This is a genomic window from Arthrobacter sp. B0490 (assembly GCF_002929355.1).
GTDB lineage: Bacteria > Actinomycetota > Actinomycetes > Actinomycetales > Micrococcaceae > Arthrobacter_D.
Genome location: NZ_PJIR01000004.1, coordinates 101,231 through 116,291, shown reverse-complemented (window position 1 = coordinate 116,291; position 15,061 = coordinate 101,231). Strand labels below are relative to the sequence as shown.

The window sequence follows — 15,061 nt, the reverse complement described above, 5'->3', positions numbered from 1 at the left end:
TCCTCCTAGGCTTTGACTGTCGGGCGGACGCGGGCGTCGAGCAGTGCGTAGCCGATATCGATGAGGATGTTCAGGATGAAGATGGCGATCGCCGTGATGAGGACGGCAGCCTGCAGGACGGCGAAGTCGCGCTGCAGGATGGAATCGATCATCAACTTGCCGATGCCGGGCCAGCCGAAGATCGTCTCCACGACGACGGCGCCGTTGACCAGGCCGACCGCCAGGTCACCGGCCACGGTCAGGGCGGGGGCAGCGGCATTGCGAAGGGCGTGATGGGTCACGACCCGCGCATCGCTGGCACCCTTGCTGCGGGCGAGCTTGATGTACGGCTCCGACAGTGCCGACACCATCGCACCCCGCACGATCTGGACGAGGACGCCGAACGGGCGCAACATGAGCGTCGCGATCGGCAGGATCCACGCCTCCGGGCCGCTGACACCCGAGGTGGGGAGCCACCCCAGGGTGATCGCGAAGATCCAGATCCCGACGATGGCGAGCCAGAAGTCGGGGATCGACGCCGCCGCCATGGATACGAAGCTGGAAATGCGGTCCGCGACCCCATTGGGTTTGAGGGCGGCCCAGCAGCCCACCAGCACCGCGGCCACGATGGCGATCACCATCGTGGTCGCGGCGAGCTGAAGGGTCGCCGGGAAAGCGCGGAGCGCCATGGCCGCGGCGGGTTCTCCCGTGCGCAGTGACTCACCGAAATCGAGCCGGAGGACGCCCCCGAAGTAGTCCGCCATCTGGACCAGCAGAGGCTGGTCCAGGCCCTCGCGGGCCATGAAATCCGCTCGCATCTGTTCAGTCGCATTCAGCGGCAGGTACAGGCTCGCCGGGTTGCCGGTCAACCGTGCGAGGGCGAAGACTCCGACGACGACGACGACGAGCGGCAGCAGGCTGGAGATGATGCGTTGTCTCAGGTAGACGAGCATGGTTCCGTCCTCTATCCGGTGAAGGGGTGGATCAGTTGGCCGGTGTCATCTCGGACAGGCGCAACTCATCACCCGAGGAGGAATTCGGCTCGTAATCCACGCCGGCCGCCTTCCCGATGATGCCGGTCTGGTGCGCGATCATCGCGAATTGGACGACATTCTCGTTCTGATATGCGAAGACCTCCTCGTAGGCCGACTGCCGATCCTCGCCCTCCGTCAGGCCCGCCTCCTCGATCATGGCATCGAACTCCGGCGTGCCGAACGTGCTCTGCGCCCCGGTGCTGGTCATGTACTGCTCGACCGTGAAGGCCGCGTCACCCGCCTGGTTGCCATGCTGGACGAGCAGCGCGATGGGACCTTCATTGGTGACGAAGGGCCTGAGCTGGTACTGGAGGTGCTGGGAGGTCTCGACTGTCTTCAACTCGACGTTGAGGCCCGCCTGGCTCAGCTGTTCCTGCAAGACCTGCGACAGTTCGGTGACCTTGGGGAACTGTGCGCTGCGGGTCACCAGGGTGATCTTCGTGTCCACGGGAACGCCATCGGCCTTCGCCTCGGCCACCAGCTCCTTGGCTCGATCGAGGTCGAAGGGCCAGGGCTCCAGGTCCGGATTGTGGCCCACGACGCCCTCCGGGATGAGCTGCGCCGCGACCTTGTCGGTGCCCCCGTAGAGGCTACTCACGATCGTCTCCTTGTCGACGGCGTAGTTGATGGCTTCCCGGACCCGGGCGTCATCCAGGGGTGCGATCTCCCCGGTCAGGCGCAGAGCGATCGTCTCGTTGTTGGGGTAACTGACCCCGAGCTCGCCGATGCCGTCATCCGGACCGATGCCCATGGCGATATCCGCTTCGCCGCTGGTGATCATCGCGGCCCGCACGGTGCCCTCGGACCGCCACTGGTACTCGGCCTTCGGGTAGGCGGGGGCATCGCCCCAGAATCCCTCATAGGCGGCGAGTGTGATGCGCTGGCCGGCATCCCATTGCTCGATCGCGTAAGGCCCTGTCCCGATCGGCTCGCGGACCTTCTCCTCGCTGCTGGTCGACGTGGGAACGATCTCCACGAAGGACAAGCGCAGGGGGAGGATGGGATCGGGAGACGCCGTGGTCACCTTGAGCGTGGTCTCGTCGACTGCTTCGACCACGAGATCGTCGTCGCCGAACACATAGCCTTCGACATTGCACCCGAGGTCGGAGTTCACCGCCCGGTCGATGGTGAAGGCGGCCGCCTCGGCATCGAACGGAGTGCCGTCGTGGAAAGTCACGTCATCGCGGAGCTTGAACGTCCACTCGGTGTCCGAGGTCGCTTCCCATTCGGTGGCGAGGAGGGGCTCGATGTCGCCCGTCGTCGGATTGCGTTCGACCAGGGGCTGGGTCACGTTGGAGCGGACGACGACGCCCGTGGAGGTGAGGTTCGCCTCGCAGGCCTCGAGGGTCGGGGGCTCCTGCGAGAGCACGACGCGAATGGTGTCCGACGCGGCGCCGGCGTCACCTTCCACCTGTTCTGAGTTCGCGACGGAGCAGCTGCTCAACACGAGCGTGCCGCCCACCGCGAGCGTCGAAAAGATCATGGGGTTCGATCGAAGGGAACGGGGTGCTGAAGAAGACTTCATTGGTTTCCTCGGGGGTGAAGCAGGCCGGGGGAGAACGCCTGCGCTGGGGATCGTCCAGATGGGCGGGGGTCGAGCTGGTCCTAGAAGCATGTCGACGGGGCGTGGGGCCGTCAAGACAGCCGAAACCCCCGGATTACCCCCTCTGGAGGCGCCCCGGGCTGTGACCGGCACCACTTTTCGGCGTCATTCCGGGGATTCGTGCAGCGCCAGAGCAATCCATGCGCACCGGGTATCGATTGATACTACTTTCGTGTTGTTAGCGCATCGATACGAAATCTACGCTCGTTCCATGACAGCCGAGAATGCAGTGTTGCAAGTGGGCCCGCTCATGCCGATGGTGCAGACCGCGATCACCCGCGACCATGACGCCGTGGAATTGCCGGACGGCCCGAACCGGAGCGCGTTCCTGGCGGAACACGCAGAGTCCGTGACCGTCGCCGTCACCTCCGGCCGGACAGGGGTGGGACCGGAGTTGATGAGTGCACTGCCGAACCTCCGCGCGGTCATCAATTTCGGGGTGGGGTATGACACCACGGACATCACCCAGGCGGCCGAACGCGGCATCGCCGTCAGCAACACACCCGATGTGCTCAACGACTGCGTGGCTGATACCGCGCTCGCGCTGTATCTCGACGTACTGCGCCGGATCACCGCCGCCGATCGTTTCGTCCGCCGTGGGGACTGGACGACGACAGGGAATTTCCCCCTCACGACCCAGGCGAGCCACCGGCAGGTCGGCATCGTGGGTCTCGGGCGCATCGGTTCCGTGATCGCCCGGCGCCTCGAGGGCTTCGACTGCACCATCAGGTACCACAACCGCTCGGAGGTCACCGGCAGCCCGTACGAGTACCTGCCATCCCTGCGGGAGCTCGCGCACGTCTCCGACGTGTTGATCGTCGCCGCGGCAGGCGGCGCTTCCACCCACCATCTGGTCGGGCAGTCCGAACTCGATGCCCTGGGGCCCCAGGGATATCTGATCAATGTCTCGCGCGGAAGTGTCGTCGACGAGGCTGCACTCGTCAGGGCCCTCACTGCCGGCGATCTGGCCGGCGCGGGACTCGACGTGTTCGAGGACGAACCGACCGTACCCAGGGAACTGCTGGATCTCGAGTCCGTCGTCCTGCTTCCGCATCTGGGCAGCGGAACCCATGAGACCCGTGCGGCCATGGCCGAGCTGACCCTGAAGAACCTGCGGCAGTTCCTTGCGGTCGGCTCCCTGCTGACGCCCGTGATCTGACCCTTCCCGCCACTCCAGGAGCACCTCCCATGCGCATTCTCATCGGATACGCCCCCACGGACGAAGGCCGGGTGGCAGCCCATGCCGCCATCCGCGAAGCGACCTTGCGCGGCGGCGAGCTGCTCATCGTCGGGCCCACGGCCGACCAGCACACACCAGCGGCGGAAGCGGAACTCCAGCAGCTCGTGGCGCAAGCCACTGCAGCCGGGGCCGCCGCGCGGTTGCGCACACTCCGAGCGGACGAGGACCCTGCGGACGCCCTGATCGACCTGTCCTACGAGGACGACGTCGAACTGGTCGTCATCGGAGTACGGCGGCGCTCCCGTGTCGGGAAGCTCTTCCTGGGAAGTACCGCCCAGCGCGTGATCCTCGAAGCCGGCTGTGCCGTGTATTCCGTCAAGCCGCGTCTCCGTGACGACTGACGGCGATGCTGATCCTCGAAACCCAAGCGCTGATCGATACCGGTAGGGAATCGTCGGATGCAAGGCCGGTCTTGGACACCCTCGTCCAGCAGTCCCTACGCTGACACCACTCCACCACCACACCAGCCCCCCGGCGCACTGCAGCGCCGCCGTCCAAAGGAAATCCTCGTGGCTCCACTGAATCCGACCGAACTGGCAACCACCGTGAAGTCCGGCCTGCTTTCCTTCCCGGTCACCCATTTCACGCCCACCCTCGAGTTCGACGAGAAGCGCTACCGCGAGCACCTGGCGTGGCAGTCGAGCTTCGACGTGGCCGGCCTTTTCGCCGGCGGCGGCACCGGCGAAGGATTCTCCCTCACCACCCGTGAGCTCGACTCCATCGTGCGGGTCGCAGTCGACGAGATCGCAGGCAGGGTCCCCGTCATCGCTCCCGCCACGGGCGGCACGTTCTCCGCGATCGAGCACGCCCGGGCCGCGGAGGCGGCAGGAGCAGACGGCATCCTGCTCATGCCGCCGTACCTGACCGAAGCCGACCAGGCCGGACTGATCGAGCACGTCAGTGCGGTGTGCGCCTCGACCTCCCTCGGAGTCATCGTCTACAGCCGGGCCAACGCCGTGCTCACCGATCTGTCCGTCGACATCCTCGCGGGCCGCAACGCGAACCTCATCGGCTTCAAGGACGGGATCGGCAACATCGAGCAGATGTCCCGCATCTACGCCCGCGTCGGGGACCGCCTCATCTACATCGGCGGCCTGCCCACCGCCGAGACCTTCGCGCTTCCCCTGCTCCAGCTCGGCGTGAGCACCTACTCCTCGGCCATGTTCAACTTCGTCCCCGAATTCGCGCTGGGCTTCTACAAAGCCGTCATCGCGCAGGATCGCACCGCGGTCTACGAGAAGCTGAACGACTTCGTCATCCCCTATCTCGATATCCGGGACCGCGTGAAGGGGTACGGCGTGTCGATCATCAAGGCCGGACTCGACTGCGTGGGACGCGATGGCGGGCCGGTCCGGCCGCCCCTGCAGAACCTCACCGAGGCGGACCGCGCCGACCTCGCCACCCTGATCAAGCGCATCAGTTAGGACCACGACCATGGACACCACAACACGTCCCGCCGTCACAGGCCGATCCATCATCGCGGGAGAAGCCGTGACTGGATCCGCAGGGAGTATCCACGCCGTCGATCCCGCCACAGGACGGGACATCGAGCCGGCCTTCGGCATGGTGACCGAAGCCCAGCTGACGGCGGCGACGACGGCGGCAGCGGAAGCCTTCGACGTGTATCGGGCGACCACTCCCGAGGCCCGGGCCGCTTTCCTGGAACGCATCGCCGATAACATCGACGCGCTCGGGGACGAGCTGACCGAACGCGCTGCCCTCGAGACCGGCCTTCCTGCTGCCCGGCTCTCCGGAGAGCGCGGCCGCACGGTCGGCCAGCTGCGGCTCTTCGCGGGGGTCGTGCGCAACGGGGACCACCTGCAGGCCCGGCTCGATCCCGCCCAGCCGGAACGTTCGCCACTGCCACGACTCGATATCCGTCAGCGGCACATCGCCCTCGGGCCCGTGGCCGTCTTCGGCGCGAGCAACTTCCCCCTGGCCTTCTCCACCGGAGGCGGCGATACCGCCTCGGCGCTCGCGGCAGGGTGTCCCGTCGTCGTCAAGGCGCACAACGCCCACCCCGGGACCGCCGAACTCGTAGGCCATGCCATCAGCCAGGCGGTCGCCGAGAGCGGTCTGCCCGCCGGTGTCTTCTCCCTTGTCTTCGGTGCCGGAGCCTCGGTGGGCCAGGCCCTGGCTGCCGACCCCCGCATCAAGGCCATCGGCTTCACAGGGTCGCGCGGGGCAGGCGTCGCCTTGATGAAGACCGCCGCAGGACGGCCCGAACCGATTCCCGTGTACGCGGAGATGTCCTCCATCAACCCCGTCGCCGTCCTGCCCGGAGCACTCCTCTCCGACCCCCGGCAGCTCGCCGCGGACTTCGTCGCCTCCCTCACCCTGGGTGCCGGCCAGTTCTGCACCAACCCCGGACTGATCTTCGTCCCCAGCGGGTCCGATGGCGACGCCTTCGTCGCGGCGACTGCCGCCCTCCTCGGCAGCGCACGTGGCGCCACCATGCTCACCGCGGGCATTGCCGCGTCGTGCCGGTCCGGCATCGACGAACTGCGCACCACGGATGGCGTCGATCTGGTCGCCGAAGGCAGGCCGGGCGGGACGGAGAACGCGCCGGCACCCGCGCTGTTCACCAGCTCCGCCCGCACCTTCCTCACCAGACCGGCCCTCCAGGAAGAAGTGTTCGGATCGGCCGGCGTCATCATCCGCTACTCGGGCGAGCAGGAGCTCCGGTCAGGCCTGGAAGCACTGCAGGGCCAGCTGACGGCGACAGTCCATGCGACGGATACCGACCACGCCACCGCAGTCGACGTCCTTCCCATCCTCGAGCGCAAGGTCGGACGTATCCTCTTCAACAGCTGGCCCACCGGGGTGGAGGTAGGGCATGCCATGGTGCATGGTGGCCCCTTCCCCGCCACCTCGGACTCGCGTACCACGTCGGTGGGGAGCCTCGCCATCGCCCGGTTCCAGCGTCCGGTGAGCTACCAGAACGTACCCGACGCCCTCCTGCCCGCCCCGCTGCAGGAATCGAACCCGTGGTCGCTCAACCGCAGGATCGACGGCATGGTCCAGGCGCAGGGCTGATCATGCTCGACCAGGGACCCGTCATCACGTCCGTCGAGGTCGTGCCGGTAGCCGGTCACGACAGCATGCTGCTGAACCTCAGCGGCGCGCACGGCCCCTTCTTCACGCGCAACATCGCCATCATGACGGACAGCAACGGGCACACAGGACTCGGCGAGGTACCCGGCGGAGAGGCCATCCGAGCCACCATCGAGGACGCCGCCGCGCTGCTCACCGGCCAGCCCGTCGCGATGTACCGGACCCTGCTCCGGACGGTGTCCCGGACCTTCGCGGATCGTGACGCCGGCGGGCGAGGCCCTCAGACGTTCGATCTGCGCACCACCATCCATGCGGTGACCGCCCTCGAGTCCTGTCTGCTCGATCTGCTGGGGCAGCATCTGGGCGTCCCCGTGGCGGAACTCCTGGGTGACGGTCAGCAGCGCGACCGGGTGCAGATGCTGGGTTACCTCTTCTTCATCGGCGATCGCGGGGCGACCGACCTGCCCTACCTCCAGGGCGATGACCCGTCCGACCGATGGGGGCGACTCCGGCGGAACGAGGCGATGACGGCCGACGCCGTCGTCGCATTGGCGGAGGCGGCCCAGGAGCGGTACGGGTTCCAGGACTTCAAGCTCAAGGGTGGTGTCCTCTCCGGCGAGGAGGAGATCGATGCCGTCAGGGCGCTCTCCGCCCGTTTCCCCGACGCTCGCATCACCCTCGACCCGAACGGTGCGTGGTCACTCGCCGAAGCGGTCCAGCTGTGCTCGGGGCTGAGCGACGTACTCGCCTATGCCGAGGACCCGTGTGGCGCGGAGAACGGCTTCTCGGGCCGGGAAGTCATGGCGGAGTTCAAGCGGGCCACAGGACTGCAGACCGCGACGAACATGGTGGCGACGGACTGGCGGCAGATGGCGCACGCCATCCGATCGAACGCCGTGGACATACCCCTGGCCGATCCGCACTTCTGGACGATGCAGGGGTCGGTCCGCGTCGCACAACTGTGCGACGATTTCGGACTAACGTGGGGCTCCCACTCCAACAACCACTTCGATATCTCGCTGGCCATGTTCACCCATGTAGGCGCCGCGGCACCTGGGCGGGTCACTGCGCTGGACACCCACTGGATCTGGCAGGACGGCCAGCCTCTGACGAAGCAACCGCTTCGGATCCGGGGCGGCTACATCGACGTCCCGAAGGCACCGGGCCTCGGGATCGAACTCGATCGCGACGCACTGCGGACCGCCCACGATCTGTACCTGCAGCACGCTCTCGACGCCCGCGACGATTCGGTGGGCATGCAGTTCCTCCTTCCCGGATGGACCTTCGATCCGAAGCTGCCGGCGATGCAGCGGTGATCGGTTCGGCCGGGCCGGCACGGCGACAGGAGGTGCAGCACCTCGCCGCATGACCCCGTATGACGAGCGCCACTGGCGCCACGCACGACCGGTGCGCTTGACTGGGTCCATAACCATCCCGAGCGGCCGAGAGACCTGGATCGACGACGCCGCAGCAACCCTCCCCGTGTAGCTACGGGGAACGGTGCTACTGCCAGGACCGATGGAGTTGCTTCACGCTTTCGTTGGTCTACCCCGCCGTGCACGCGCACGTCCGGTGGTGACTGCCGGCTGTCCTGTTCGCCCTCCATCGGGCGATGATTCAGGAGCCCCGCGTGACGACAGCACACCCCCGCACCCTCAGCACACTCGCCCTGCTCGCCGCAGCAGGACTCGCCCTCACCCTCTCGGGGTGCGGCGGACCGGCCGCCGCCGGCGAGGACGACACGTTCGTCTTCGCGACGGGCAAGGACATCTCCTGCCTCGACCCCCACGTCAACGGCGACATGCCTCAGGCGTCCATCGCCGCGAACTACCTGGACTCCCTGGTGTCGCAGGACAGGGAGGGGAAGATCCACCCGTGGCTGGCGACGGACTGGTCGGTCTCCGACGACGGCCTGACCTACACGTTCACGATGCGCGACGACGTCTCGTTCACCGACGGGACGAAACTCACCGCCGAAGCGGTCAAGGCGAACCTCGACCACATGGTGGATCCGGACACGCAGTCCGGCACTGCCGGAGGCTACCTCAAGCCCTACGTGGGAACCGAGGTCGTGGACGACACCACCGCCGTCGTCACCCTCAACCGTCCCTACGCCGCGTTCCTCGAGGTCCTCGCCCAGCCGTTCCTCGGTATCGAATCCCCGGAGGCGCTCAAGCGTCCGCAGGCCGAGAACTGCAACTCCCCCGTGGGGACCGGGCCGTACAGGATCGTCGACTACGTCCCGCAGTCGAAGGTCAGCCTCGTGCGGAACGAGGACTACAACTCGGCCCCGCCCTACGCGGGGCACGAGGGTCCCGCACATCTCGAGAGAATCGAGTGGCGCATCGTCCCCGAGGACTCGACACGCTACGGGCTCCTCCGTGCCGGGCAGGTGGACGCCCTGGACCTCATGCCGTCCGTCCATGTCGGTGAGGCCGAGGCGGACCCGAACGTCGAACTCATCCTGCAGGACCGGCCGGGCAACCCGACCAACCTCATCCTCAACACCACACGCGCCCCGTTCGACGATCTGGCCGTCCGCAAGGCCTTCCTGCACAGCGCGTACGTGGACGCCGGGATCGACAGCGTCTACTTCGGCACCGTGACCCGGGCCGGCGGGCCCCTGAGCTCCACCACGGGCTTCTACTCCCCCGACTTCGAGCACGTGTACGACCCGGACCCCGACGAGGCGGCCCGCCTGCTCGACGAGGCCGGCTGGGCGGAGCGCGACGACGAGGGCTACCGGGTGAAGGACGGCGAGCGCCTGACCGTGCACTTCCCCTACACGCCGGGGGCCTGGCCGACGGCGCACCAGGCCCTGGTCACCCAGATCCAGGCCACCGCGAAGAAGGCCGGGTTCGAGGTGCTGATCGAGAACGGCGACGGGGCGACCGTCAGCGAACTGGGGAACAACTTCGCGTACGACCTCCGGGCCGACTACTGGAACACCAACACGGCCGATGTCCTGCGGATCGTCTTCTCCTCCGAGTACACCGAGTCCGCGGGCTTCGTGCCGAACGGCTCGGGCTTCCGCAACCCGGGCCTGGACGGCATCCTCAACGACGCCCTCGCCACGGACGACCCCGCCGAGCGCGAGGACCTCTACTACCAGGCGCAGCAGATCGTGAGCGACAACGCCCTGCAGCTGCCGCTGTACAACCAGGCCAGCCAGGTGGCGCTCCGCAACGACCGCTACGGGAACCTCGCCCTCGAGCCGAGCCTGTCCCTCCCCTACCTCTACGACGTCACGGCGGTGGATTCAGAATGAGCACCCAGTCACTCGGTTCACTCAGCGCAGCACCCCGCACGACGGCGACGGCCGGCAGCGCCGGCAAGGTCATCGCGCGGCGGGCGGCCGGCAGCCTCTTCGTCCTCTGGGCCGCCGTGACCCTCACCTTCTTCGTCCTCCGCCTCACGCCGGGCGATCCGGTCACCGCGATCCTCGGCGGAGCGGGCTCCTCCCCCTCGCCGGAGACGGTCGCGGCCGTCCGGGCGGAGTACGGGCTCGACCAGCCGGTCCTCGTCCAGTACCTCACCTACCTGGGCAACCTCCTCACCGGGGACTTCGGGGTGTCCTACATCTTCAAGGTCCCCGTCCTGGAGATCATCGGGCCGCAGATCCTGCCCACGCTGCAGCTCGCAGGGCTGGCCCTGGTCTTCGCCTGGGTGATCGCGCTGGCCTTCACGCTCCTCACGGTGGGCCGCGGGCGCACGCTCGACGGCGCGGGACGGGCCGTCGAGGTGTTCTTCGCCTCCCTCCCGCAGTTCTGGGTCGGCATCATGCTCGCCGTGGTCTTCGCCGTCACCCTCGGCTGGTTCCCGGTCGCCGGCAACGACGGCTTCCGCTCGCTCGTCCTGCCCGCGCTCTCCCTCGCCATCCCCCTGGCCGGGTTCATCGCGCAGGTGACGCGCTCCTCCTTCGAGGACGCCCTCGCGCAGCCCTTCATCCTGAGCGCCCGCGCCCGCGGCCTCAGCGACACCTCCGTCCGCATCACGCATGCCCTGCGGCATGCGATCCTGCCGGGGCTCACGCTCTCGGCCTGGGCGGTCGGCTCCCTCGTCAGCTCCGCCGTGGTCGCGGAGATCATCTTCGCCCGGCCGGGCCTCGGACGGTCCCTCGTGGACGCGATCATCAACCGGGATCTGCCCATCACCCTCGCCGTGGTGTTCATCATCGCCGCGGTCTACATCCTCGTGAACCTCGTGGTGGACGTCCTCTACCGCGTGGTCGATCCGCGCACGAATCCGAAGGGATCAGCAGCATGAGCCTCACCCTCGACCCCGCGACGACGCCCGTGGACGGCTCGGCCGCTTCAGCGCCGTCCACGACGCGATCGCGTACATCCCGCCTCGTCCGGGGCACCCCGATCGGCGTCTGGATCGCCGCGGCGCTGCTGGCCTTCCTCGTACTGGCCGCCGTCGCTCCTTCCGTCTTCCTCCGGCAGGACCCCTTCGAGATCGACCCGGCGAACGCCTTCCAGTCGCCGGACGGTGTGCACCTGTTCGGCACGGACCAGAACGGCCGGGACGTCTTCTCACGGGTGATCGCCGGCACCGGCCAGTCCCTGCTCCTCGGCCTCGCCGCCACGGCGATCGGCCTGGTGCTCGGCGGCGCGCTCGGCATCACCGCCGGCGTCTCCGGCAGATGGCTGGATTCCGCGATCTGCCGCTTCGTGGAGATCCTCTTCGCCTTCCCCGGCCTCCTGCTCGCGCTGATCGTCATCGCGGTGTCCGGCACCGGCGTCGTCACCGCGGCCATCGCCGTCGGGGTCGGTTCCGCTCCCGGCTACGCGAGGATGCTCCGCACGCAGACCCTGCAGGTCGTCGCCGCTCCCTACGTGGAGACGGCGCTCGCGCTCGGCCGGTCGAGGTCGCACATCCTGTGGCACACGATCGTCCCCAACGTGGCGCGGCCCCTCTTCGTCCTCGTGACGCTCGGCATCGGGCAGGCGATCGTCTGGGCGTCCTCACTGAGCTTCCTCGGCCTCGGCGCCCAGCCGCCCGCCGCCGAGTGGGGCGCGATGCTCGCCGATGGCCGCAACTACCTCCAGGTCGCCTGGTGGATCGCCGCCTTCCCGGGCATCTTCATCACCCTCGCCGCACTGACCACCACCGTGGTGGGCCACCACCTGCAGCGCCGACTGGAAGCAGAGGTCTGACCATGACCGAGAACAGCGCAGACACCCCGGAGCAGCAGCCGCTGCTCGCCATCGACAACCTCGATGTCTCCTTCACCACGCCGCGCGGGGTCGTCGACGTCGTCCGCGACGTCTCCCTGGCCCTCGCTCCCGGCCGGGCCCTCGCCCTCGTGGGCGAATCCGGCTCGGGCAAGACCGTCACGGCCCGCACCCTCGTGGGGCTCAACGCCTCCAACGCCCGCGTCTCCGCCGACCGCCTGGACGTCCTCGGTCGCGACGCCACCCGCCTCACCGAGCGGCAGTGGCGGGGACTGCGCGGCAAGGACATCGGCTACGTGCTGCAGGACGCGCTCGTCTCCCTCGATCCCCTCCGCACGGTCGGGCAGGAGATCGACGAGGCCCTCCGCGCCCACGGGGTCCGGGGGAAGGCCGAGCGGGAGGAGCGGGTCCATGCCGCGCTGCGGGATGCCGGGATCCCCGACCCCGAGGTCCGCGCCCGGCAGCGCTCGGGCGAGCTGTCCGGCGGGCTCCGCCAGCGGGCGCTCATCGCCCAGGCCACGGTGCTCAACCCGCGGCTCGTGATCGCCGACGAACCCACCACGGCACTCGACGCCACGGTGCAGGCCCAGATCCTCGAGCTGCTCGCCGGGCTCAAGGAGCAGGGCCGCGGCCTGATCTTCATCTCGCACGACCTCGCGGTCGTCAGCCACCTCGCCGACGAGATCGCCGTCATGCAGCACGGGCGCATCGTGGAGACGGGCCGCGCCTCCGAGGTGCTCGGCAATCCGCGGCACGACTACACCCGGCAGCTGATCGACGCCGTCCCCTCCGCAGCAGGCAAGGGCACCCGCCTGTCCGCTGCCCGGCGGGTCGTCGTGGCGTCCCGCCCGACACGCCGGTCGGCCGTCTCGGCGGACGCCCCCGCCCTCGATGCCCGCAACCTGGTGAAGACGTATGCGTCCCCGGACGGCACCCGCCGGACCGTCGTCGACGACGTCTCCTTCGCCCTGCCCGCCGGGAAGACGCTCGGCATCGTGGGCGAGTCGGGATCCGGGAAGTCGACGACCGCGCGCATGGCCCTCGGGCTGACGGAGCCCGACGCCGGCACCGTGACGCTCGGCGGCCTGCCCTGGGTGGGGCAGCAGGACGGCGCCGGGATCGTCTCCGAGCAGGTCCGCCGCCCGCATCGCCCGGACATCCAGCTCGTCAACCAGGACCCGCTGAGCTCCTTCGATCCGCGCTTCAGCGTGGGCCGGGTCATCACCGACGCCCTGGACGCCGGGTCCGTGGGCACGCCCGGCGAACGGAAGGACAGGGCAGCCGAACTGCTCGGGCAGGTGGGACTCCCCCTGGAGCTCATCGAGCGCCGGCCCCTCACCCTCTCCGGCGGGCAGCGGCAGCGGGTGGCGATCGCCCGGGCGCTGGCACTCCAGCCCAGGATCCTGCTCCTCGACGAGCCGGTCTCCGCCCTCGACGTGTCGATCCAGGCGCAGGTCCTGGACCTCCTCGCGGATCTGCAGGAGCAGCTGGGCCTGAGCTACCTGTTCATCAGCCACGACCTCGGCGTCATCCACCACGTGAGCGACGAGGTCCTGGTGCTCAGGAACGGCCGCGTCGTCGAATCCGGCAGCGCGAAGTCCCTCTTCACGGCACCCGCGGAGGACTACACCCGGGCCCTGCTCGCCGCCGTCCCCGACCTGCCCACCCGTGTCCCCACTTCCCGGATCGGCGGCGCATCATGAGCGCCGCCGCCCTCCCGACCTCCGAAGGAGCCCTCCGATGACCGTCGACGCCATCACCGCGCCCGCCCCCTACTCCCGGCTCGCTGCACGCTTCCGCCCCCTGTTCGAGGAGATCGCGGCCGGCGCGGCGCAGCGCGAGACCGAGCGCATCCTCCTGCACCCCCAGATCCGGCAGCTCACGGCCGCAGGATTCACGGCCCTGCGGGTCCCCACCGAACTCGGCGGCGGCGGGGTATCGGCACCTCACTTCTTCCGCCTGCTCATCGAACTCGCCGCGGCGGAATCGAACCTCGCCCAGGCCCTGCGCAGCCACATCGCCTTCGTCGAGGACCGCCTGTACGCGAACGACTCGGAGTGGCTGCGACGCGTCGCCGACGGAGCCGTGCTCGGGAACGCCTGGACCGAGACCGGGCCGGTCCCCGTCGGCGGGGTGAGCACCACCATCACCCGCGACGGGGACGACTACCGGGTCGACGGCACGAAGTTCTACACCACGGGGAGCCTCTACGCCGGCTGGATCCAGACCGGCGCACGCACCGGCGACGGCCAGGACGTCATCGCCATCGTCCGGCGGGATGCCCCCGGCGTGGAGGTGATCGACGACTGGGACGGGTTCGGCCAGCGGCTCACTGCGAGCGGCACCACGGTGTTCCATGACGTCCCCGTGCCCGGCACCGACGTCATCACCGACACCGAGCACCCGCCCTACGACACCGGGGTCTATCAGCTCATCCACGTGGCGACCCTCGCCGGGATCGCCCGCGCCGCCGTCCGGGACGTGGCCTCGGAGGTACGCGGCAGGACCCGCACCTTCAGCCACGGCAACGGCACCAGACCCAGCGAGGACATCCAGGTGCAGCAGGTGGTGGGCGAGGTCTCGGCACTCGCTTTCGCGTCCGAGGCTGCCGCGCTCCGGGTGGCCGAGCTGCTGCAGGAGGCCTACGAGGCACACCTCGACCTTCCACCCGGGGAGGCGGATGCGGCTGCTGTGGCGGTGGAGTTCGCCTCCTCGCAGGCGCAGATCGTGGTGACGGAGCAGGTGCAGCGCGCTGCGGCCACGATCTTCAACGCCCTCGGCGCATCGTCGACCCGCAGGGGCCTCCAGCTCGACCGGCACTGGCGCAACGCACGCACCATCTCCTCCCACAACCCGGTCATCTACAAGTCCCGCGTCGTGGGCGACTGGGAGATCAACGGGACGGTACCGGGCTTCGTGTGGCGTGCAGGGGATGCACCGGCCTCGGGCGGCGCCGCCACCTCTTAGCATGCAC

General features: G+C 68.8%; 12 protein-coding genes and 1 riboswitch. Of the genes, 10 read left to right on the top strand and 2 right to left on the bottom strand.

Going from position 1 to position 15,061, the window contains the following annotated elements:
* Positions 1 to 5: 5 nt before the first annotated feature.
* Together CXQ97_RS08545 and CXQ97_RS08540 are read right to left on the bottom strand one after the other, a co-directional pair.
* Positions 6 to 932, bottom strand: coding sequence for an ABC transporter permease (locus CXQ97_RS08545; RefSeq protein ID WP_104180444.1), 927 nt, complete (start codon positions 930 to 932; stop codon positions 6 to 8).
* Positions 933 to 963: 31 nt separating this feature from the next.
* Complete coding sequence (locus tag CXQ97_RS08540; RefSeq protein ID WP_104180443.1) at positions 964 to 2,496, bottom strand: ABC transporter substrate-binding protein; 1,533 nt, start codon at positions 2,494 to 2,496, stop codon at positions 964 to 966.
* 331 nt (positions 2,497 to 2,827) lie between these two features.
* Between CXQ97_RS08540 and CXQ97_RS08535 the strand changes: the two genes are divergently transcribed.
* The 10 genes from CXQ97_RS08535 (at position 2,828) to CXQ97_RS08490 (ending at position 15,054) form a co-directional block, all read left to right on the top strand.
* Positions 2,828 to 3,775, top strand: a complete 948-nt coding sequence (locus CXQ97_RS08535; protein ID WP_104180442.1) for a 2-hydroxyacid dehydrogenase — start codon at positions 2,828 to 2,830, stop codon at positions 3,773 to 3,775.
* A gap of 29 nt (positions 3,776 to 3,804) precedes the next feature.
* A complete protein-coding gene (locus CXQ97_RS08530; protein WP_104180441.1) occupies positions 3,805 to 4,197 on the top strand; it encodes a universal stress protein in 393 nt (130 codons plus the stop codon).
* Between the two features lie 168 nt (positions 4,198 to 4,365).
* Positions 4,366 to 5,280, top strand: coding sequence for a 5-dehydro-4-deoxyglucarate dehydratase (kdgD, locus tag CXQ97_RS08525; RefSeq protein ID WP_104180440.1), 915 nt, complete (start codon positions 4,366 to 4,368; stop codon positions 5,278 to 5,280).
* 10 nt (positions 5,281 to 5,290) lie between these two features.
* Positions 5,291 to 6,892, top strand: a complete 1,602-nt coding sequence (locus CXQ97_RS08520; RefSeq protein ID WP_104180439.1) for an aldehyde dehydrogenase (NADP(+)) — start codon at positions 5,291 to 5,293, stop codon at positions 6,890 to 6,892.
* Positions 6,893 to 6,894: 2 nt separating this feature from the next.
* Positions 6,895 to 8,226, top strand: a complete 1,332-nt coding sequence (locus CXQ97_RS08515) for an enolase C-terminal domain-like protein (RefSeq protein ID WP_104180438.1) — start codon at positions 6,895 to 6,897, stop codon at positions 8,224 to 8,226.
* Between the two features lie 110 nt (positions 8,227 to 8,336).
* Positions 8,337 to 8,435: riboswitch (SAM riboswitch) on the top strand.
* A 105-nt stretch (positions 8,436 to 8,540) separates the two neighbouring features.
* Positions 8,541 to 10,178, top strand: coding sequence for an ABC transporter substrate-binding protein (locus CXQ97_RS08510; RefSeq protein WP_258062434.1), 1,638 nt, complete (start codon positions 8,541 to 8,543; stop codon positions 10,176 to 10,178).
* Positions 10,175 to 11,176, top strand: coding sequence for an ABC transporter permease (locus tag CXQ97_RS08505; RefSeq protein ID WP_104180436.1), 1,002 nt, complete (start codon positions 10,175 to 10,177; stop codon positions 11,174 to 11,176). The genes CXQ97_RS08510 and CXQ97_RS08505 overlap by 4 nt, the downstream gene beginning before the upstream one ends.
* On the top strand, positions 11,173 to 12,069 hold the full coding sequence (locus tag CXQ97_RS08500) for an ABC transporter permease (RefSeq protein WP_104180435.1): 897 nt from the start codon (positions 11,173 to 11,175) through the stop codon (positions 12,067 to 12,069). Before CXQ97_RS08505 ends, CXQ97_RS08500 begins: the two co-directional genes overlap by 4 nt.
* A gap of 2 nt (positions 12,070 to 12,071) precedes the next feature.
* The gene (locus CXQ97_RS08495; protein ID WP_104180434.1) at positions 12,072 to 13,790 is read left to right on the top strand and encodes an ABC transporter ATP-binding protein; all 1,719 of its coding nucleotides are present in this window, start codon (positions 12,072 to 12,074) and stop codon (positions 13,788 to 13,790) included.
* Between the two features lie 37 nt (positions 13,791 to 13,827).
* Positions 13,828 to 15,054: an acyl-CoA dehydrogenase family protein gene (locus CXQ97_RS08490; RefSeq protein ID WP_104180433.1), complete on the top strand. Its 1,227-nt coding sequence runs from the start codon at positions 13,828 to 13,830 to the stop codon at positions 15,052 to 15,054.
* Positions 15,055 to 15,061 lie beyond the last annotated feature (7 nt).